General features: G+C 62.5%; 21 protein-coding genes. 5 read left to right on the top strand and 16 right to left on the bottom strand.

The window, feature by feature from the left end; translation table 11 throughout:
- Positions 1–78: 78 nt before the first annotated feature.
- The 7 genes from O6Y00_RS00510 to O6Y00_RS00480 all read right to left on the bottom strand — a co-directional run bounded on the left by O6Y00_RS00510 (position 79) and on the right by O6Y00_RS00480 (position 3,304).
- Complete coding sequence (locus O6Y00_RS00510) at positions 79–591, bottom strand: hypothetical protein (protein ID WP_353440721.1); 513 nt, start codon at positions 589–591, stop codon at positions 79–81.
- Complete coding sequence (locus tag O6Y00_RS00505; RefSeq protein ID WP_353440720.1) at positions 591–824, bottom strand: hypothetical protein; 234 nt, start codon at positions 822–824, stop codon at positions 591–593. Before O6Y00_RS00505 ends, O6Y00_RS00510 begins: the two co-directional genes overlap by 1 nt.
- A gap of 189 nt (positions 825–1,013) precedes the next feature.
- Positions 1,014–1,295, bottom strand: a complete 282-nt coding sequence (locus O6Y00_RS00500) for a hypothetical protein (RefSeq protein ID WP_353440719.1) — start codon at positions 1,293–1,295, stop codon at positions 1,014–1,016.
- 212 nt (positions 1,296–1,507) lie between these two features.
- Positions 1,508–1,876 (bottom strand): hypothetical protein, encoded by a 369-nt coding sequence (locus tag O6Y00_RS00495; RefSeq protein WP_353440718.1) that lies wholly within the window; start codon positions 1,874–1,876, stop codon positions 1,508–1,510.
- Positions 1,877–1,892: 16 nt separating this feature from the next.
- The gene (locus O6Y00_RS00490; RefSeq protein WP_353440717.1) at positions 1,893–2,372 is read right to left on the bottom strand and encodes a hypothetical protein; all 480 of its coding nucleotides are present in this window, start codon (positions 2,370–2,372) and stop codon (positions 1,893–1,895) included.
- Positions 2,373–2,413: 41 nt separating this feature from the next.
- Positions 2,414–2,749: a hypothetical protein gene (locus tag O6Y00_RS00485; RefSeq protein ID WP_353440716.1), complete on the bottom strand. Its 336-nt coding sequence runs from the start codon at positions 2,747–2,749 to the stop codon at positions 2,414–2,416.
- 48 nt (positions 2,750–2,797) lie between these two features.
- Positions 2,798–3,304, bottom strand: coding sequence for a helix-turn-helix domain-containing protein (locus O6Y00_RS00480; protein ID WP_353440715.1), 507 nt, complete (start codon positions 3,302–3,304; stop codon positions 2,798–2,800).
- A 1,095-nt stretch (positions 3,305–4,399) separates the two neighbouring features.
- Here O6Y00_RS00480 and O6Y00_RS00475 point away from each other — a divergent pair.
- From O6Y00_RS00475 to O6Y00_RS00465, 3 genes are all read left to right on the top strand, one after another.
- Positions 4,400–5,032 (top strand): GntR family transcriptional regulator, encoded by a 633-nt coding sequence (locus O6Y00_RS00475; protein ID WP_353440714.1) that lies wholly within the window; start codon positions 4,400–4,402, stop codon positions 5,030–5,032.
- Between the two features lie 308 nt (positions 5,033–5,340).
- Positions 5,341–5,907 (top strand): lasso peptide biosynthesis B2 protein, encoded by a 567-nt coding sequence (locus tag O6Y00_RS00470; RefSeq protein ID WP_353440713.1) that lies wholly within the window; start codon positions 5,341–5,343, stop codon positions 5,905–5,907.
- Positions 5,904–7,604: an asparagine synthase C-terminal domain-containing protein gene (locus O6Y00_RS00465; RefSeq protein WP_353440712.1), complete on the top strand. Its 1,701-nt coding sequence runs from the start codon at positions 5,904–5,906 to the stop codon at positions 7,602–7,604. Before O6Y00_RS00470 ends, O6Y00_RS00465 begins: the two co-directional genes overlap by 4 nt.
- 73 nt (positions 7,605–7,677) lie before the next feature.
- Here O6Y00_RS00465 and O6Y00_RS00460 read toward each other — a convergent pair whose 3' ends face one another.
- The 6 genes from O6Y00_RS00460 to O6Y00_RS00435 all read right to left on the bottom strand — a co-directional run bounded on the left by O6Y00_RS00460 (position 7,678) and on the right by O6Y00_RS00435 (position 16,472).
- Positions 7,678–9,969 (bottom strand): alpha/beta hydrolase family protein, encoded by a 2,292-nt coding sequence (locus tag O6Y00_RS00460; RefSeq protein ID WP_353440711.1) that lies wholly within the window; start codon positions 9,967–9,969, stop codon positions 7,678–7,680.
- 128 nt (positions 9,970–10,097) lie between these two features.
- A complete protein-coding gene (locus O6Y00_RS00455; RefSeq protein WP_353440710.1) occupies positions 10,098–13,046 on the bottom strand; it encodes a TonB-dependent receptor plug domain-containing protein in 2,949 nt (982 codons plus the stop codon).
- 129 nt (positions 13,047–13,175) lie between these two features.
- Complete coding sequence (locus tag O6Y00_RS00450) at positions 13,176–13,631, bottom strand: helix-turn-helix domain-containing protein (RefSeq protein ID WP_353440709.1); 456 nt, start codon at positions 13,629–13,631, stop codon at positions 13,176–13,178.
- 111 nt (positions 13,632–13,742) lie between these two features.
- Positions 13,743–14,693, bottom strand: coding sequence for a FecR family protein (locus tag O6Y00_RS00445; protein WP_353440708.1), 951 nt, complete (start codon positions 14,691–14,693; stop codon positions 13,743–13,745).
- A gap of 10 nt (positions 14,694–14,703) precedes the next feature.
- Positions 14,704–15,249 (bottom strand): RNA polymerase sigma factor, encoded by a 546-nt coding sequence (locus O6Y00_RS00440; protein ID WP_353440707.1) that lies wholly within the window; start codon positions 15,247–15,249, stop codon positions 14,704–14,706.
- Between the two features lie 326 nt (positions 15,250–15,575).
- A complete protein-coding gene (locus tag O6Y00_RS00435) occupies positions 15,576–16,472 on the bottom strand; it encodes a nucleotidyltransferase domain-containing protein (RefSeq protein WP_353440706.1) in 897 nt (298 codons plus the stop codon).
- 251 nt (positions 16,473–16,723) lie between these two features.
- On the opposite strand from O6Y00_RS00435, the gene O6Y00_RS00430 reads away from it, so the two are divergent.
- Positions 16,724–17,473, top strand: coding sequence for a hypothetical protein (locus O6Y00_RS00430; protein WP_353440705.1), 750 nt, complete (start codon positions 16,724–16,726; stop codon positions 17,471–17,473).
- Positions 17,474–17,570: 97 nt separating this feature from the next.
- On the opposite strand, the gene O6Y00_RS00425 is transcribed toward O6Y00_RS00430, so the two are convergent.
- Together O6Y00_RS00425 and O6Y00_RS00420 are read right to left on the bottom strand one after the other, a co-directional pair.
- Complete coding sequence (locus O6Y00_RS00425) at positions 17,571–18,422, bottom strand: LysR family transcriptional regulator (RefSeq protein WP_353440704.1); 852 nt, start codon at positions 18,420–18,422, stop codon at positions 17,571–17,573.
- 141 nt (positions 18,423–18,563) lie between these two features.
- On the bottom strand, positions 18,564–19,121 hold the full coding sequence (locus O6Y00_RS00420) for a hypothetical protein (RefSeq protein WP_353440703.1): 558 nt from the start codon (positions 19,119–19,121) through the stop codon (positions 18,564–18,566).
- Positions 19,122–19,160: 39 nt separating this feature from the next.
- On the opposite strand from O6Y00_RS00420, the gene O6Y00_RS00415 reads away from it, so the two are divergent.
- A complete protein-coding gene (locus O6Y00_RS00415; RefSeq protein WP_353440702.1) occupies positions 19,161–19,445 on the top strand; it encodes a hypothetical protein in 285 nt (94 codons plus the stop codon).
- Between the two features lie 392 nt (positions 19,446–19,837).
- Here the strand turns inward: O6Y00_RS00415 and O6Y00_RS00410 are convergent, their stop codons facing one another.
- Positions 19,838–20,854, bottom strand: coding sequence for a hypothetical protein (locus O6Y00_RS00410; protein ID WP_353440701.1), 1,017 nt, complete (start codon positions 20,852–20,854; stop codon positions 19,838–19,840).
- Between the last annotated feature and the right edge of the window lie 39 nt (positions 20,855–20,893).

Here is a 20,893-nt window from a genome sequence, read left to right as displayed (position 1 = left end):
CCGCCCAACAGTCCAACCGGCACCCAGAGTCGCGCTGAAGTTTCGGATTTTGCGACGCATCGACGCGTCAAGCCGCCTCTAATGCGCGAGATGCCCGTATTTCTCGACTACCGAATACAAGCTGGAGTAGTTGTGGCGATCGAGAACTCCGTCGTACCTGAACGCCTTCCTCTTGGCGATTTGGTCTAGCACGTCGTAGTGTTCGGGCAGCGTCTTCTCGGTAGCCTCCTTGATCTTCGGTATAAGCGTGTTGTCGCGGGCAGATGGCGTCACATGCCCAGACATAATGGCGTCGCTCGCGATGCGGAGCTGATAGAAGTACGTTTCCCCGGTCGTTGCGATCAATATGAAATAATCGATCTCGTCCTTCTTTTCGCAATTCATGTACGACGTGATCGCGGCTGTGTATTTCTGGAACGTCTCCTCCTGCCGTTCCATGAGACTGCGAGAATTTTCGAACCATTTCTGCGACACGTCCGCCCGTTCTTTGCGGGTCATGAAGAGTCGAGAAGTCAGGAACCCCAGGACGAAGGTAATGATCGGAGCGAAATCCTTGATCATTGTCAGTGTCTCGGGGCGCACGACCTGCACTACTTGTCCTTCGCCCGTCCGAGAAGAGACATGATGGTATCGGCTTCCGAGGCATAGACGCGTGTTTCAAACCCGGTGAATATCTGGCTGGCCGCTCTTCGGCCCGCCTCCTCCGCACTGAACCCCTGGCGAACGAGCGCATCGACCAATTGAACCCACTGGTCGGACTGCGTTTGGGACGGTCCTGACGGCAGGCCGTATTTGATCATCAGAGAATGTGAGATGCTCGCCATGTCTTGTTCCTAACCGTTCCTGGTGAGTAATTTGATGTGCTCGTTCCATGGCGTGAGCGGAGATGCCGTTTAGAGTTGAGCTATCGTTCGCCTTGGATCGTCCGTCTAATGTACGACGAAGTATGCCGTTGGCCTAGCTTTGCTCGTTGCCGCTCCATACCGCTCCGGGCTAATTCCAAGCCCCCCGCCTCACCAAGAGATCTCCTGGTTCAAGTTGCGCTGGACGAAGTCCATCCCAACGCTTCGCAGAAACGGGTGCCATGGCTGTGGGCCCATGAAGTGTTCGTCTCGGCCATGACGCCAGAACACCGCCGCGCCGCCGGCCAGTCCGGCTGCGTTCGCCCGCATCTCGAGTTCCCGGAGAAGCTCGTTCTGGTCATTCGACGACAGCTGTCCGAAACGGTCGTCCAACGGGAACAACAGCATGTCCTGACCCTGTTCACGAAGGTGCGCGACTTGATAGGACGGCATTACGACTAATCCTTCCGACTGCTCGAGGTCAACACCGCGCTAAGCGCCTTTCAGCTTTCGTGTCTTTCCGCAACACGAACGACGTGGAAATCGGTTCTGCCCGTCGCAAGATCACGCTCGAACTCGTGTGGAGAACCTGCAAAGCAAAAGAAGCTCTGGCAACCTCTCCTTCTAACGTAGTTTACGCACAATTGAACGACGTTGCAGGTCGGTCAGAACGACCCGTCAGCCTTGCGATAGCCTCGGGCCGCACCAACACGATCGAGATAGCGTTTCATGCTGGCGACCGCGTTCTTCGTCAGGCCCAACGTACCCTTTCGCGCGTCGAACGGGTCGACGCCGCGCCATACCAGTCGCGCCTTCGAGAGTTGCCCGATCCAGCGCAATCCCGTCGTCGATGGCACGCAGGCTCCGATGCAGGCGCTCGTGACGTTCACCACCCGCCCCTCCTCCGTCGCAATGAACAGATCAAGCAGCATATCCCAAGCGGGATCGCTCCAGAAGTCACGGGCCTCCGGCAGCTCGAGATCGCGGTCCCGCCTCTCTTTGTAAAGAAGCATCGCGAGATCCCGATAGGACACAACCTCAGGGTCAACATCAGGGTGTCTCCGAAGCCCCCTGGTCTGGGTGTTCACGATATATGCTCCAATCACGATCTCCCCCTCCCCGAGCCGATCTTCGCCCGTGCCGCCAGACGGCGAGAGCAAGCAGCGGAAGGGTCGCGTAGCTCCAGAAAACTAGAGCCTGCTGATAAGCCCCCGCCCCCAGGCGCAGGTCGAGCGCCTTCGCCGCATGGGCCGCGATCGCCATCGTCTGCAGCGCCGCCATGGCCAGGGGCCAGAAACGGTCGGCATGCAGAGCGAGCGCCAACAAGGCGATCAGCAGCGCCGCATCAACGACGAGCACGGACGTTTCCACGCCGACGTAGCGCACCGGCCACGGGGAATGGAGAAGCAGCGTCAGCAGACCCGCGATGACGAACATCGCGGCGGCCCAACGTTCGGGACGGCCGCCGATCCTGAAGGCATAGGCGACCGTCGCGACGAGCAGAGCTATAAAGAGGTTGCGGTATCCCATCAGCGGATCGGACCCCTCTCGTCGGTTCCGGTCAAGCCATCTCAGGCGACAGCGCTAAGTAGCGGTATGCCGAACACCTTCTGCCCCTCGTCGCAATCCCCGTACGAACTCACCAACCCCACCTCGTCGCGAATGTCGGCCAATGCGACGTGCGCTTCGCGGACCAACCGCCGGGCTTCGGCGGATGCCGCCGCCGCTTTGAGCATCAGTTCGATGGCGGCGTTCGAGCGCGTCGGGCCCAGCCGTGCCTTGGTTGCCGCTTCCATTGCGATGGCGACGCAGCGTGACGCGTTGGCCGCCACGCGGTCTGCATCCCGCTCCAGCGGCATGAACGCCAGGGTGAGTTCGTCCGCGGCCTTCTGGCGTGTTTTCGACATGTCTTTTCCCCCCGCCCCGGCTCGTCGCGGGACGTCGTCAAGTTGCGGTCATCGGCGGTGCAGGGCATCGACCAGATACGGGATGGCGAGGCTAGCGAAAGCCCCGATCCCTATCATCGCCGTCAGCAGCATCCAGGCGACCAGACGTTCGGTCTTTGTCAGACCGTTGCGGTTCCCGTCTCTGCCGAACAGCCGGCCCAGGACATCCGGAGATCGGTCGACTCGACCAATGTCCAGTGCCGGCGCCGCCTGCTCCCTGGCCGGTTCCGTTTCTGGAACCGGCTCGTCCTGCTCGCCGTACGATGCTTCCGAAACCATCCCCGAAAAGCCGCTCCCCAGATTCCGGGGAGGTGAACTCTCGCCGTAGACGGCACGCGCGGCGAGGAGACTAGAGCTGAAACCCAGCTTGCGCCGCGCTGACTTCAAATGGCTTTCGATGGTCGACGTCGAAACGGACATGCGCGGGCCTATCTCGCCGACGCGGTAGCCCTGGGCCATCAGGAGGAGTGCGTCGCGCTCCCGAGCGGTAAGAGATTCCAGCGCGTTTTCGTCCATTATGGATGCAAGTAGCTTGGGTGGCTTGCGCGGGAAACCCCGGTAATCTCGGCACGCCCCCAATTGATCTGGCGCACCTGACATCATTCAGTATCACGCCGTCCCTCCGTTGCACGCCTGCGCGATGTTCAAGGCCGCTTGCACCGGTGAAAGGCAGCCGGACCGGCTCCTGCCCCCGCAGACGCGGCGCGACCGCAGCTGATCGCGTCGGGCCGCGAGCCGGTACCGGATGCGTCCCGTTCCGGCGCCGACTAACTCTTCGTGCCGCAGGTCGGACGGAACTGGTCGACGTGCCGGTGCATGGCTGCGACCATGGCCCTTTACCTGATGCTGCTCGCGATCTTCGTCGCCAGCGCATCGCTGCGACAGGTGGAGCCGCGATGCCGGTCGATGGCAGCTGAGACGTGGGACGATGCATGCTGAAGCAATGCTCCCATGACATTGGCGATCGACCAACATACGTGGCACCGCAATGAAACGCCGCGGCTTCCTGGCGAGACTGTCCATGCGCCGCATCTTGGACAAGGGGCGCTTGCCGTTGCGATCGCTACGCCGTGAAGCGGCGCCAGCCGTTGCCCCGCCTCTGCGACGACGCGCGGCACGAGGAGGACAACAACCGTGCCCGGAGCTGTCCCGGCCCTGCAAGCTTAGTTACGCAATGTGCCCATCCGTATCGCCGATGGGCACCCGCTGACCGCATCGGCGAACTCGCCCCATGACAAACGTAGAAGTTACCGGGGGACTATGCCGCGTAGCACCCCTCTCGCCCAAACAAGCGAGACGATCGCGGTCCCGGCGAGCGAAACACGACGGCGATATCATTGCTTCCGGATTGCCCGAGCCGATCCTAGAACAGTAAATGCGCTCGCTAATCCACACGGCCCGACATCATCGCAACGGACTTGGCATCCGAGCATGCGATCTTCGCCGCATTGATGCACGAAGTGTGGGAAGTCGCGACGGAACGCGTCGCGAATCGCGCAGGAATTGGCGGACTTATCGTAGGCCCCACACTTCGGAGACCGCCAAGCATCGAAATGCTTCCTTTGTCGGATGCAGCCGCCGACGCTCAAGGCAACTTGCGGGAGCGCGATGATGGATATCCTGTCGAAAGCCGACATCGCATACGCGCATATCGCGTCCGAACTACGAGCCGGAACCCGGCCCCCGGGCGGAACCATCGTCGTGAAGGACGTCGCCAAAACGCTGAAGATGACCGAGACGCCGGTCCGCGAAGCGTTGGAGCGGCTGAAGGGCCAAGGCGCGGTGATAGCGGCGGATGGCAGGAGGGGGTTTGCGGTTTCGAACCTGCTTTCCAGCGATCTAGTCGACTACCTCGGCCTCGTTGATTTCATGATGGCGAGCGCGCTGGCCGGCAACTGTCGACTCAAAATATTGTATTCGATGGAAGAGGACGCTGGGACCATCGAAGATGCAGTCGGAGCAATCGAAGGCTTGATCGAGCCGATCGTTAACGCCGCTCAGAGCCTTCTGATCGCGGAGACGATGGCTCGGACGAACCTGGTTCTCGCCCCCTATCGGCGCGCGGAGATGCAGGTGTTGAACGGTTGGCGATCGGACATCCGGTTACTTCGGCAGGGGTTCAACGATGGCGATCCATCCACGGCTTTTAAAGAGTACACCGCCCGCCGCACCCGCCACTCGAGCGAGATCGTCGAGATGCTCAACAGAAGCCACAGACCGATCACAAATCGATTTCAGATATAGCTCGAATGGATCTTGAGCCGCTGATCTAACGAGGCGTCGCGATGTCGCGGCGTTCGAAAGGAAAGCATCATGAAGACGTTCAATCTCGTCGATCTCGGTCGCGCAAGCTCCGTCACAGCTTCGAATTTCGTCGGCATCGCGCCGGAGAGCGACAACTCCGACATGCGCATCTACGCGCTTTGAGCGGCGACTGGCGGCGCATCGATTGCGCCGCCAGCTTTCCAATGGCGTTCGCCCCCCACATCTTTCCGGTTATAATCGGGCAGGATCTCATCCTGCTCGATACGCTCGGTGACCGATACGTCGCATTGCCGGGCAGCGTCGATGCCGCCGGAGATGCGTCCTCAAACCGGGCCGCCAACCCTTCCCTGCTGCAAGGCGCCTTGAGCTCTCTTCGGTCCGCCGGCCTTGTCGACGACGACGCCTCCCCGCTCAAGCAGAGCATCGCGGCTCCGACCCGGCAGATCAGGATCGACTGGAACGCGACGCCCGCCGTGACGCTTGCCGACGTGATCGACCTGGTCGTCGCGATGAAATGGACCGCGTCACGACTTCGGAGAGGTCTGCCATGTCGTCGGTTCACGAATGTCCGCACTATGAGCGGAGCCGTCGACGACGTCCCGCCGAAGTTGATGGCAGCCCTTGACCATCTTCGCGACATCCGGCTCGTCGTTCCCACCCCGCGTAGATGTCTGCCAGCCGCAACCATCGCCGCCCGCTTCCTTCAGCGACGGGGTATCCACGTCGACATTGTATTCGGGGTGCGATCTCATCCGTTCGAGGCACATTGCTGGATCGAGCATGACGGCGTCGTACTCGACGACCGCCTCGACAAGGTTCTCGCATACGTGCCGATCGCCATTGGCGCTCTATGACGACGCGGTTCCTCGTTCTCGCCTGGCGACATGGTGACGTCCGCGACCGTGCGGATGCCATCTCGGCCAGCTTCACGGCATCGGGATTCGTTCGGCTGCTGGAGCGCGATGGCCTCATCATCCTTGCGCATCCCGACCTCGCATACAGCAGGGAAGGCGATAACGGCTTCGTCCTAGGCCGAAGGTTCGTACGATCCGAATGCGACCTAGGCAACGACGCGTCGGGGCCCGCCCGCGCCCAGGCGCTCACGTCTTTCGGCTGGGGTAACTACATCGCGATACTGGATGGTCGCGATGGCAGATTCGCCATGGCGGATCCCTCAGGCGCGGGGCGGGGACACATGATCTCCGACGAACGACTTACGATGGTCGCCGACTTCCTCACACCCACGATGATTGCGTCAGCAGGTTACAGGTCGACTGTCGATCTGCGTCGATTGTCCGCATGTCTGGTGGACCCAGCAAGCGCCCCCTTCGCACCTCTACTCAGCGGCATCCGGACGTTGGTTCCCGGTCGTCTCGTGAACCTCGCCCCGCCCCACGACGCGACGACGATATGGTCACCGGCCGCTCTCGTGCCGAACGGTGACGGTGACGGTCGGGGTCTGGTGTCGGCCGTCGACGAGGCGGTTCGCGCGTTTGCGGGGAGGCGAACGCTGATCGAGTTGTCCGGTGGCCTGGATTCCTCGATCGTGTTGGGCACGATGGCGGAATGTGCCCTTGATGCGCGCGCGGTCGCCATCGTGACATCGGCGGGGGATGTCGAGGAAATTGAATATGCGGCGGACGCCGCACGCTTGGCGAACGTGCCACTCCACATCAGCAGGGTTACGGCGTTTCCGGAATTCCGTCGCATTCTGGATGCGGTACCTACGGTCCACCCGTTCATGTACGGAACCGATGACGTCTTCGCCAAGGCAGTTGCGACGGCGAGAGAGCGGTCGGGCTCCGATGTCGTGTTGACTGGTCAAGGCGGTGACGCTGTCTTCTTCCAACCGGCGACGTTCTACACTGCGATCGATCGCTTTCGATCGCTCGGGTTACGGTCTGGTATCGGTCCGCTTCTCGATGATGCACGTCGCGCCCGCACTTCGATCTGGAGCCACATGATCCCGGCACTTCGAGACCGTTTCAGACCCGTCGGTCTTCCATCGGACAATCTGTCCAGCAACCTTCTGACCGAAAGCGCCCTGCGCTCACTAGAGCGTAGCGTTCACCCATGGGTCGAAGACGCCCGAAGCGGACCGCCGGGGCGGCTCCTTCAGATCACGATGATGGCGAACAGTCAGAACAGCCATTCGGCGCGCCCGACGGATCTCGGGGCTCCGCTACTCCATCCCCTCCTCTCACAGCCTGTCATCGAGGCTGCACTCGCCCTTCCGTCTTGGGTGCTTGCGTCGGGCTCCATCGACAGAGGTTGCGCCAGACGCGTCTTCGCCGATCGAATTCCCAAGTCCATCGCGCGGCGCCCGTCGAAGGGAGAGGCCGCCGCATATTATAGCCGGACCACCGTCGCCAACCTGCCCTTCCTTCGCAGCCACCTCTTGGACGGTGCTCTGGCGTCCGCTGGCATTATAGACGTCGATGCGATGAACGCGACGCTGAATGAGGACCATCTTTTCTACAGCCTGGACTACCGCGCACTCTCGATGCACGCCAAGTGCGAAGCATGGCTGCGGTCGTGGCAATCAGCATGAGACCGGCACGCTTCTGGTTTCGTTCGATACGCGATGATTACCTCGTTTCCGGTTTGAGGTCCCGATACGTTTCTCAATCCGTGTGGCCTGCGCGCAGACGAAGATCGAAGAACCGCACGACTCGGTCCCAGTAGGATCGGATGTTGCCCGGGGAGGCGTTCGTATGATTTTCACCCCAGTATCGCACAAGCGTCGCATCCTTGCCCTCGCGAGCTAGTTCGACGAAGGCCTGCTCGCTCTGCGACATTGCGACGAAATCCATGTCACCCGTCAGAAGGAGTACGGGAGCCTCGATCCGATCCATTCCAGTGACGGGGCTCGCCACCCCATATGCCTGCCCGTTCTGGGCAGGTCGGCGCTTCATGCGACCCTGCCCGTTCTCGGCCCACCCCGCGTTAGCGAACGAAACGCCGCGCGTCAGAGCGACCCGGTCCACACCCGATATCATGCCATGGGCGGACAGGATGTCCGACGGGCCGTTAGCCGCAACCACCGCTTTGACCCCCTTCAACTCCTCGGCAAGCACGAGGGCGGCATAGCCGCCGAAGCTGTGGCCCATGATGCCGACCCGGTCAGCGTCGATCCGACCCGTCTCGGAGGCAGCACGGATCGCCGCTTCGACCTGCGGGGCGAACGCACCCGAGACATGTCCGTTTTCCTCATTGATCGGCATGTCAGGGAAAAGCACCGCGTAACCGGCGGCGGCTAAGAGTTGGCCGTTGGTCGCCACGTCGAAGAAGGATATGCCGGCTTCGCGAGGTGTGGTCGTCCCGAACCTCATGCCGGGATATGGCACTACGATCATCGGAAACGGCCCCGCTCCGGCCGGCAGTAGCAACCAGTGGTTCGAAGACTTTCCGGTGCCATCCCGCGTCTGAAGGGGGACAGGTGTCGCGAGCGTCACGTCGGAAAGTTCACCGTTGATCCTGTCGATCTTGACGGTAGCCCCGCCTCGCGGCGTGACGAACAGTTCTTCGACGCCGTGCGCGTCGGCGCTGCGGGTCACCATGGTCTGTCGGTCAATCGCCAGGATGTCGCGGCCCTGCTGCAGCTTGAAGGACGGACCTATGCCCCCCAGTGGCGAGACCGAACGGACGACGGCGCCAACGGATAAGAGCTCGGCAGCATCAGGGTTCTGCGACGGCCGGGAACCGCGGCTCATCGGGTCGAGCAGGACGGCTTGCGTATTCGATACGTGACGTGAAACCCGCCTGATACTTCGCGGACCTACATCCCAGAGGTCTTCACCATCGCGCAGCCACAGGTGGGCGCCTTTTCCGCCGATTGGCCGGGCTTTGCCGGCGACCGCAAGAGGGATCGCCTCTCCCTGGAGGAGCCTCATCCAACGGCTTATTCCTGCGATCACGACGAGGGCGGCCGGCGTCTCGCCCGCCCACCCGGCATATACGAGGGGACGATCTGTTCCGTCCCCGTCGACGGGAGATACCGCGGCCCCGCCCAGGATCGTTGATCGTCCGTCGGTGTCCACTGACGCATAGTGCGCCTTCGACCAGTCGCTCTCGCTTCCTCGCAGAACGATCAGGAGCCGACCACAGGCAGACCACCGGAGCAGCCCGCGAAGTACATCACCGGGGACGATCCTATCCACGGCACTGGACCGATCGATGATGTGGAGCGCATGGCGCCGACTTTCGAAACCGGTCCCGATTGGAGTCGGCGGCGGCGGCACGGGTTTGCCTGCGACGACGATCGCCACTCGCTTGCGTGATGGATCAAGCGAGATGTCCACTATCTCGCCTTCGAAAAGGGTTCGGTCCTTACCAGTCGCGAGATCGATCTCGATGAGTCGACGGTTGTCGCGAGGACCTATGGCCCCATCTCGGCTCGAAACCTCGGTGGAAGAGGTCAAACCAGCCGCTTGGCGCGACCACAGGGATTCGAGCAGGGCGGTGGCGGTCGTATTCCCTGCCAAGGTCGCGGGGAGTGGGAAATCGTCCCGCGAGACAAACAGCAGATGGGTCTCGTCGGTCCAGATCGGTGCCGGCGCGGCCGCGAGCCAATCGGGCGTTGCCGCAAGCCATTTTACCGTTCTCAGCTTTAGATCGATCACGCCGAGGCTCAGATGACGACGCTGGATCCTGAACACGGAGACGTTCACGCCCGATGGCGAAAGGGATCCAAGCCAGTATCCCGCGTCGGCCTGCTGCGGAAATAGCGGTGTGAGTGGGGCGTGAGCGTCAACGGGGGTTGCGAATATCTGCGTCAGTATCCTCTGGTTCGCGTAGTTGTCGTATGCGAATTCGGGAGCCTCGCGGTACGGTCGACGGCGCTCGATCAGGATAAGACCAGCCGACGGCGCCAGCAGCACCTGGCCGTAGCTCTTGAGACCGAGATAGTCGTCCACGGTGTATCGCCGAGCGTTTGCCGGCGAGCACACGAGGAGAATCAGCGCGAACGAAGCCCGCCTGCTCATGCCATTGTCCATTCAGTTTTGATTGAGGGGCGCAGCACCGCGGGGGGGCGCGTCCGGGATCACATCACGTATCGGATCGCCAGCGCGACGGTGCGTCCGAAAGGGCTGGCATTCGTCGCGTCGAAACCGAAGCCACTGGTTCGGTTCACGAACGGCGGATCGGCATCGAGAATGTTGGTGACGCTCAGCGACGGTCGCAGCTTGGCGAACAGCCCCTTCTCCGCGGCCAGGGCAATGGTCGCGTCGATCGTTGCGAAGGGATCGATATGACGGTTCGGGACACTCACGTCATCCTTGTACCCATCGACGTAGTTGCCGATCAGCGTCGCCGACAGTGCCCGGTGGCTCCAGGTCGCCAGCGCACGCAGACGCAGGTTCGCAGGGTTCCCGACGGTGTCCAGTCGATCGACGGACGCCGCTAACGGCGTCAGACGTCTCCGATACTCGAACAGCCATGTCGCCGATATGCTGGCGGACACCTGATCCGCTCCGACAGGTCGGGTCAACCGCAGATCCCAGTCCAGACCGCTCACATTCAGCGATGCCGTATTGACGAACCGACCGTCGACGATGGCACCGAAGGATGTCGCTGGCGTCGTCCCCGCACTCGCGCCTGGACTGGTGAGAAGCGCGGTGACCGTAGCAAGATCCGCGGCATTGATCCGGGGATTCACGATGGTCACATATGAAGCGAGATCGGGGTTTGTCAGCGCTCTCGTGAGGTCTTCGAGCGCGGGCTGCGCGATCCTATCGCGAAACTTCGTGGAGAACAGGTTCGCTTCCCAGCGAAGGCCAGGGATCTGGTCGGGCTCGATCACCAGCCCCCCGCTCCACGTCCTCGCCCTTTCAGGGCCGACGTCCGGATTGCCGCCCGTAATGAATAGCGTCGGAACGCTGGCTCTTACCGAGTTAGTCAGCGCGGTAGCGACCACCCGCCTCGGATCGTTCACCTCTGACAACGCCGGAGCTCGGAACGATGTGCCCCAGCTTCCGCGCAAGGTGATACCGTTGGCCGGACGGTACGCGAAACCGATCTTGGGGTTGGTGGTCCGTCCGAAGTCGCTGTAATCCTCGTGTCTGGCAGCGAGGGACAGATCCAGGCTTCGCAGCCCAGCGGCCGCGTTTTCCCGCCCGACGATCGGCACCTGCAATTCGGCAAAGACGGCCTTGATGTCGCGCGTGCCTGGCGTGACGATGGTCGCCACCGGTAAGACGCCGGAATAGAAGCTCTCGCCCGCCCTTTCGAAACTCTCGTGCCGGAAGGATGCTCCGACCGCGACGCGCACGTTACCGCCTGCAAGTCGAAGCAGCGGTCCTTGCGCACGGACGAGCGAGTCGGTTACCGAACTGCGACGAGTCGCGATCGCGTAGCCGGCGCCAATGAAATTCAACACGGCCTGACTGTTGGACGCCCCCGAGCCGTACGGAGTGAAGTAGCCGTCGCTCGCTGCACTGTAGCTGGTCGCCACATTGTCCGCGGTGTTGCCGAGCGCCTCGTTGAGTGACGTCGAATTCAACTGGTTCGACGACACGTCCCCACTCCGTTCCCGCGCGTAACTTCCGTAGCCGTCCACCGTCCAAGCCGGACCGATGCGCCATTCGAAACCGCCGGTCGCGCTCAACGCGGACACGTTGCCCCGAACGTCGGCAGGTCCAAAATCGTTGATGAAATCATACGCGATGACGCTTGAAGTCATCCCTGCGACCCGGAGGAAGTTCGGGTTCGCGGTTCCCACTTGGAAGATCGTGAATGACGCGGGCGAACCGTAGTCGAACGTTCGGTGAGCATAGCGATTATCTGCGAAGATCTTGAAATTCCCGGTCAGATCCTGCTCGACGCGGGCATAGACGGCATGCCGTTCGATCTTGGGCGAGAGATCGGCTCCGGCATTCAGATTGCCTAGATTGCCGCCCGGTTGTATGTCGCCAGCCGTTGGTTGTCGTCCTCCGGCCAGTTCGGGAATGGCGTATGCCGCGACGTAGCTCGAAGTCGCCCGATCAAGGGACAGGATGGTACCGGGCGACGTGTAGTACCGACGTCTATCGCTACCGCCGAACGGGCGCAGGTCACCTGTCGCCGTGTAGGCCCGGTCCGCCGAGGAAAGCCGATCACGGTGTTCGTATTCATAGGCTAGGAGAACGGATCCGCCGTTCCATGTCTTGCCACCCGCCGCGCCGCCTAGAAACGTCGCCGGCTCGCCTCGCGTCCCGACGCTGCCACGCGAAGTGAATTCCACGCCGTTCAGCCGATGGCGAAGAACGAGGTTGACCACGCCCGCGACCGCATCCGAACCGTAGATCGCGGATGCGCCGTCGGTCAGGATCTCCACCCGATCGATCGCAAGGGAGGGTATCGACGAGAGATCCACGAAGTCACCGCGGCCCCCGGAACCTGCGACGCGCCGTCCGTCGAATAGCGTCAGGGTGGCATCGCTGCCGAGACCACGTAGATTCGCGGCCGGCGCCAACGAATAGTTGAGCGTAGATTGATCTGCGCCGGTCAGACTCGCGACGGGATTGCCGGTTCCACCGAAGTTGGCGGTCTGAGCCGCGATGAGCTCCCCCACGGTGCCCAGTCCCGAGCGTTCGAGGTCACGCCTGTCAAGGGTTCGCACCGGACCCGTCGGCACACCGCCGCGGATGTTGGTGCCTGTGACGACGATCTCGGCGATGGGTATCGTCGGCTCGCCGGACGAGGCGGTGGGGCTTTTAGCAATGCCTTCCCGGACTACCACGACGTTGGCCGAAGGATGGTCGATCAATAGGCCGCTTCCAGCCAGAATGTGTTCGAGGGCGACATCGGCCGTCAGGCGCGCGTTCAAACCGCTGAAGCGCAATGCCCGCACCGTTTCGGCACGGTAGAGTATTTGTCGACCGGTGATCTTGGCGTAGGCCCTCAAAGCCCCGTCCAGACTCCCAGCCCGAATGTCGAACTGCACGGCGTTCCCCTGCGCCGTCCCGGCCGTCGCGACCAGCAGCAATCCGACCGACAGAAACCCTGCGGTCATCCGGACTTTTGAAAACCCACCCATTTAGCCCCCCGTGCGACGCGCGTCACTGTCGACGCGTTGCATCGTCGGAAGGGTAAACGTCATCGCGATGGGGAAACCCTGACGAGTGACGTCTCATTCTACTCGCTAGACCGTTTTAGGTCGCAGTTTTCTGACCGGCGAGGATCTTACTGGGCTCAACCGGTCCACGCCCTGTTTCAGCCATTCCTCGGCGAACGTTTCGCGCTTCCGAACATGTTGAGCAAGTTCGCGGGTGAGCTTGGTGAAGCCGCCGACTAGCGTCTGGGCATCAAGATAGGATATGTCCGGCCCGAGGTCCTGGTCGAGCTCCATCATCGCAATCATCATGATCGTCATCAGCTTGTTGTCGGCGCACCGGATCGCGAAGTCAGGCGTTCCGAAGGACAAGGTCGCCAAGATTGCGATTGGATCGCTGTCGGTGATTTCGGCGAAATCGACGATGCGATCATAGGTCAGACGGCCGCTTCCAGCCTCAAGGTGCTCATACGATCGCGTAGGCATATCCATCGCCCGAGCGACCTCGCTCACGCGCATCCTTCGATGCTTGCGGATCGCCCTCAAAGCGTCGGCGAGCGGGTTGGGACGTTCAGGATCGATCGGCCTACTCCGACAGGACGGCACCGATCTTTCCACGAAGAGCGTGCGCAGAAAAGGTATATTTGGAATCGATCTCTAATTCGGGCGGCTTGAGATTGTCGCCGTTCCGGGCCCGAACAAAGTGTTGATCGCACCGACGAACCCCTTGGGGTCATCCACGGAGAACTCACCGTTCATCAACGCCGTACCCCCCGAGGCCGAATTGAGCACGATCGGTGATTTCGTGTACCTGTTCATGTCGATGACAGCTTCACCAAGCGGCGTCTCGTCGAACGAGAGCCGCCGTTCGCGCCAGACGGTTAGCGTTGCTACCGACCTGTCGACCGAAGAAGCGGGTCCGACGGACTGGAATTCGACCCGCTCACCGGCTTTGAGTATGGCCAGGGTCTGCGCCCCGCGCCTGATGACCACCGAACCCGATGCCAGGTAAACCCGGCTGCGGTCATTCAGACGCTGTACGTCGAAGCTGGTACCTACCGCCGTGACGGTGGCGCCCTGCCCTACGTCGACGACGAAGGGGCGCTGGGGATCATGCGCCACGTCGAAGTACGCCTGCCCCCGCACGAGGCTCACGTGCCTGACGTTCTTCCTGAAGTCGGACGTGAGACTGCTGTCCGTGTCGAGCTGAATCCGAGATCCGTCCTCTAGTTTGGCGACGGACGTCTCACCGACGGCGGTCCGGTAGGTCGGGGTCGGCAGAAGCGCACCGATCGCGAAAAAACCAAGCATGATCAAAGCCGCGATGGCGGCGAGTATGACTGCGAGTCGTACTCCGGACGACGGAAGGCGCACTGTTTCGTCATCTTGTTGCGCCTGTGTGAGTGCGGCCAGAATGTCCGGGTCGCTGCTCAGTCTGGCACTGTCGGCCCAAAGCCTTTCCACCTCTTGATAGGCTGCGGCGTTCGCATGGTTTCGCCGCCACCGCGCGAATTCACCGAGTTCGCCTGTCGTGACGGATCGGTTCTGGAGCCTCGTGAACCACGAGACCGCCTCATCCCTGCACCGCATGTCTTCGGATGCGCTCATGCTATCCCCGTCATCGCCCAAGCCGCTCGAGGCATATCGTAACCGCTCTATTGATGCGCCATTCCACCGTCTTGGTCGAGATGCCAAGCTTCCGAGCGATCTCCGCATGCGTCATCGGTGTGAAGCGGGCGAGGAGGAAGGTCTGTCTCAGGTGGTCCGGCAGCTGCAATATGGTGATCTTGAGATCCAGAAGGAAATCCTGGTCCGCCGCCGACACGAGTGTCGGCGGCGGGTGAACCGCACAGTCGTCCAGGTTCGATGTGCGGCCATGTCCGCGCAGCACCTCTCGTCTATGCCGGTCTTTCGCGAGGTTGGATGCGATGCGCAGGAGAAGCGCCCGCGGATGGCGCGACCGGTCCTCCACGCTGTAGCGCCCGAGCCTGATGAAACTTTCCTGGACGATGTCGTCGACGTCGGCGGTCGAGCCGAAGCGCATCGAGAGCTTGTGTTCCAGCCATGGCGACAACGACCGATATCTCTGATCAAGGTCGAGCTCGTCTGACGTGATCTCGGGATTCTTTCGCACGGCGTCGTTCCACCCTTCCTGCGCGAGCATGGGAACACCTGTGCTGCATACGGGGAGCGGCATCGGAACGCGCGTCTCCACGAACACCCGAAATCAACCGGGTGGATTGCATCCATCACAAGGGCTTCCACACCCCTCCACGGCCGGCGCCGTCGAAGCCGGGAACCTGAAGCATCGTCAGGTCGGACGCAAGAGGGGGACCGGGCGTTGGAACCTCTGTGAAGGTCCGCTATCTACCATTCGCTCCGCGTCTTCGTCCGCAAGGACCCCCGACAGTCGAACGAACAGTTGCTTCACGGCGCCCGGTATCACCGTGCTAACCGAGAGTGCGGGGTTCGACAACTTGCGTAGCGAGCCTACTCGGCAAGCCTGACCCGACAGACTTCCTCCACGGCGTCTCTCAAAATCACCACGTGTTCGGACAACCACTGCAGCTCCTCCCCGTTCACGCGGAAATGCGGAGAGTAGCGAGCCTCGACATACGCGCGCCGAAGCAGCTCGAACGAACGCTGAGCGAACCGCGTATCGCGCGGCCAAGCGGTGATCAGCGACGGAGCGAGCTGCTCGGCTTGTGAGCGCAGAAAATTCAGCTTATGCGACTTCGGACTGTACAGCGTCAGCACGAGCAGGACGCAGTGATAGAGCCTTTCGGTTGCCTGATGGAACTGGAACGCCGCCTCTTTCGGCGCGGGTTTTCCACGCAGGAACTCTCCCGCCTCGATGAAGTTCACGGCACTTGGAAACCATTCCTGAAAGTGAAGCAGCGCCTCCTGTCGCGCCTCCTCCTCCGAAAGCATCGTCGCCTGATTGAGAGGATTGCCCGGCGCCTCGTACAGGATGACCCCATCACGGACTATGTTTCTGAAGAACGGCCGGCCCCGGCGTAGTTGCCGGTTGAGGTCAGCCAGGTCGTGTACGATGAAGTTTACCGGCGTTTGCAGCCGGCCGGTCCCCATGTGCTCCCGCACGAGATGGTCGTCCGCCAGAGCCCAGAAGTCTACGAAATCGGTGAGCTCCTCGTGGTTGACCACGATCAGGATGTCGAAATCGGAAAAGTATCCGCCGACGGGGTCGGCCACCCAGTCCCCCCGCGCATACGAGCCGAACAGGATCACCTTGAGGATGCGGCCCGCCTTTAATCGGGGAGCGTTCCTGCCGGCTAGGGCGTCCTTGAACTCGTCAAACAGGATACGTTGAATCTCAGCCAGTTCGCGCTGCCTGTCTGCCGGAAGATGATCGATTTCGGAACGCATAGGCCGGCAAAGTAGCATTCTATACCGGTCCTTGCATTCCCCTTCCTCCGGAAACGTGCGCGCGCCCGCTCAACCCTAACGAGTCGCCAAACCCGGGGTAGATACCCTTTTCACACAACGACGCCAGGAAGACGGCGCACGCGGTCGCCCGCCCGATCCGAAGTGGTCTTGGTGGCCTTCCAGATGGACTGAAGCGGCTGGTAAGTAGCGCTGCGAGTTTTTCGTGTAAATTCCACCGGATTTGCAAGATCGTGTTACGCGACGCCGGCCTTTCAACCAACGGCAGCGAGAGACTGGGCATCGAGCAGTTTTGCGCCATCATGCCTGAGCCCGGGTTCGTGACGCACTCTGCTGCCGGACATCACCCTGACGCACGTCGCGTGGCGCAAGCGGCGTGGCGACCGCGGGTGGCGACCGCGGCTTGCGATTGTCTTGCGTACCATCTCAAGGCATTCGTAACTAAGCCGACTTACGTCAACGGAATGCACGCCAACGATACCTCAAGACGATACAGGGGCGATGCGTTTCAGGCACCCTGTGACGCGGCCGCTCTATGGCGCGGTCGCTTCATCACCGAGTTCGCGTTGGCAGAGACGGTCGTCAGCGAAGCGCTCGCGTTTCTGGCCGAGGTGGCCATCCAGGGCGCGCGGAGCCTGCTTCCACATCTGATTGGGCAGCGTTTCGCCGCTCTGAAGGCCGTCGTCGATCGGAACGGTCCGTTTTCCCAGGAGGGGGTCAGGGTAGCGAAGGCTATCGAGGAGTTCACCGATCTTCACCGGCTCCGGTCCTTCCTGTGTCACGGCGCGGGCATTGTGACGATCGACCACCACGGCCACTGGATCATCGCCCTTGATCTGCTGACGTTCCGCGGCGCCGAGATCCACCGTGATGCCATGACGCTGCACCAGGACGAAGCGAGAGTTATGCTGGATCAGCTTCACGGTGCCCGTTTGAGGCTCGATGGTCAGTTGAGGGGCATGCTGGCGACATTCACGCGATGATGTAGCATGCCGTTTCTGACGTGGCACACGGACCACCGCTCCGCTACAGCCGCCGGTTCCTTGAAGGTACAAGTCGGTGGCAGTAACCCGGGCCGCTTCAGGCGCGTATCAGCGAGGCCAGCAGATGGTCGAGCAGTCCATCGACACCGCCGGAGGGACGGCTCGGCTTGAAGGCGTTGACGACGGTCGTGACGTGGTGATCGGCGATGCAACCGACGAGATCCCCCGCGCGGACAGCCGCATCGGCCAGAAACTCCGGTAGTCGGGCAAGACCTAGGCCGGCGACCGCGGCGGCCAGCGCCGCGTCATCGTCAGGCACGGTCATGGCCCGCCGCGGCAGTATCTCGGTGCCGGAACCGAAGATCCAGGCCGACGGGCTCGCCGCAGCGACCAGCACGCCGTCATGATCGGCGAGATCCGCCGGAGTTCGCAGAGGCGCCGACCGTGCCAGATACGCCGGCGATGCGAAGACGAACGCACGGAAGTGGCCTATTTCGCGACCCGACCGCACCGTATCGATCCGATCAGTCGTGACCACGAGCGTGTCTGCGCCCGCATTGGCGACATCCGAGCGGAAGGAGATGCGCGTGTCGGGATGTTTCGCGTGGAAGGAGGCGATCGCGGGCATCAGCAGCCGGCTCAGTCCCCGATCCGCTGCTACGACCAGTTGCCCCGCGTCTCCGTCAACGCCGACGCGCAGTCGCTCTTCGACGGACGCGATGTCGTCCAGGATCCGTCGTGCCTCGCCATAGAACGTTCGACCGGCTTCCGTCAGATCGAAGCTCCTGGTGGTGCGCTGTATGAGAGTGACCCCGAGGCGGTCCTCCAGGTCGGACAGGCGCCGGCTCGTTGCGCTCTTGGCGATCTCGAGTTTCGCCGCAGCGGAGTTGATCCCGCCCGCCTCGACTATCGCGATGTAGGTACGCAGGTCTTCGAACTTGTCAGCCACAACGTGCCCATCGCGGTCGGGAATCGCCGCTCGGCTTGCCCTTACCACATCCGGGAACGAAGGAAATCGTGCGAAGACCTGACGCGATCCGACGTCGCGTCGGAATCGAACCCGGCGGCTGGCGGCCGCCGGGTCGACGGGTCATTCGGCGACGGCGTGCGCGTATGACATCATCTTGGCGTCGAGGATCGCAAGCATGCTGCCGATCGTCGAAACGATGGGCATGGTTCCGGGCTGCGTGCCGGCGCCGGCGCGCACGGCTTCGAGCGCGAGTTCGTATCCGTGATCGTGAAACTGCCCACGCATGTCACGAACGACCATCTGGCCGTTCGCATTGAGTTTCACCACCGCCCCGATCTCCGCGAAGACGAGGACCGCCGGGCTGCGACGATCGCGTTTCCAAAGGCGGCCGTCCTGCAGCGTCGTCACGCGCGTGAGCCCGTCCGTGACGACGACATGGAACCCGACCGGACCGGCGTGGGGGGCGTCAAGATCGAACGAGGGGAAAATGACCTTGTAGTTCTTGTCGAGACCGAAGCGCGCCAGCGACGCCTGATCCGCCTCGGTAGGACGCGGGCCGCCGATGAAGACGGTGTCCGCGTCGACCTTGGGGTTAGGCTTCGCGCCGCGCGGGGTCATCTCGCGGCTGAGCGCGACGATCATGTGGTTCATCGTGTACTGGTCGAATGCGTTGGTCATGATGTTTCCTTTTATGGCGCCCGGGGGCGCGGATGTCTGATGCTCGACGAAGACCTCCGGAGGATTTTCCCCTTCCTTCCGTCCTCAATTGCATCGCTCGAAATGCAGAGCCCGGCGGCACTCGCCGGACCATCGACTGCGCCCGGCGCGGGAGTCCGGCGCAGGACCGCCGTCGTCGGCCGAATTTTTCACGTTAACCGCTTTCGTCAGCGCTTTCGTAACGCTTGGCAGCGTACAGAAAGATATGCTGAAGCCGACGATCCGATGAAGAGGATCGTGCGCATGGGCAGCCCTGCCGGGGCTTGCCAATTTCAAATGCATTAATTTTCCCGTCTCCCGTTGGTTACGCCAACGAAAAAGACCGAATGGGAATGCCCGAAGGCATGTGGGGCGTCCGACGATCGGCGACCGTGACCGGCTCCGCGCCCTGCGACAGGCGCGGGATGCCCGGATCGGCCTCGAGCCTGGACTGCGAGTCGTGGAATCGAATGCTCAAAGCGAAGACGCGGCCGGAGACATGACGTGGCCAGGCTCCGGTGCCGATGTGCGACGCGAGGTTCGACCGCCGCATCCGAAGGCGCGGACTTCCGCGCGACGCCCGCCCTCAAGCTACCCGACTGCGGCGGGGCGGCGTCGCGGCCGCCGGCCGGATGAGCAGATGAACGAAGCCGGGTGACGGGCCCGCCGATATCTGGTCGCGAGGGTGACCGTCGCGCTCAGGTCTCGTCGAGTTCCATCCCGCGGTAGCGTTCGGCCGCCCCTCGAAGCATTGTGATCTGCGCAGTCGTGTCGCCGACGTCCCCGAGCGCATTTGCCGCGGCGGCGAGCAGCGTGGCGGGAAGGTGCGGAAGGACGTCCACGTGACGGGCCTGCACAAGCGCGGCTAGAGCCCACCAGAACGGAACGTCCGATCCGGTCACGCGCGGCCAGGCCTTCCACCGCTCCCGCGGTGCGGGATCCTCGAGGTAGCGAAGGTAGCGCATGGCGCGCGCACTGAGCTTGGTGGCGTCGGTGCCGGACCCGAGCCCATCCAGTATGGCGATCGCGCGCGTGAAATAGTAGTCGGCCTCGCACAACCGTTCGCCTCTTACACGAGCCTCGGCCTGTTTGACGGGCGGCGGTGCCTGCACCCCTTCGGCCTTGGAATGCCTCGGGACCCACCCGTCGAGAAGCAGCAGATCCTCGAACTCCGAGCGCACGGTGTCGGCGTCGACCGCCATCGGTCCGACACCGAGCCAGTCGATCATCCGCGTCAGAAGGCCAACGACGTCGAGAAACCATGCGCCGCCGATGGCGCCGCTTACCAATGGAACGAGGTCGTTCCCGGCAACTATCCGAAGATCCCAGGCATCGGCTGCGGTCACGTGACGGCCGCCCGCGGGCCCGGCCGCAGCCAGGGCCGCCGGAATGACGCAGACGAAGGTGTCGCCGCGGTGACCTGGGACCGACGTCGGCTTTGCGGATGCGAGGAGAGCCCGGACGAGTTCCGGCCAGGCATCGCGAACCATTTCCGCAGCCACCGCCCCGGGAACGAAGGCCTCGGCCAAAGCGAACCAGACGGAATAGGCGTAGACCTCGGCCACTCCGTATCCGGCGCGTTTGGCCTTTCCGACCCGCAGCCCGGGAGGGAAGTCGCGAACGTTGAGATGCTGCAGTCTCGCCCGCACCACCGTGGCCGCGTCGAGCGCGTACATGCCGGCGATCACCGCCTCAACCTTTCGGATGGAAATCATGGCTGACGATAACCGCGTCGTTATGGCATTGCAATTAGC

Origin of the sequence: Sphingomonas faeni (assembly GCF_040407565.1) — a bacterium.
GTDB classification, from domain to species: Bacteria; Pseudomonadota; Alphaproteobacteria; order Sphingomonadales; family Sphingomonadaceae; genus Sphingomonas; species Sphingomonas faeni_F.
Note: the sequence above shows the minus strand (reverse complement) of the source record. Positions and strands in the feature narration are given on the sequence as shown.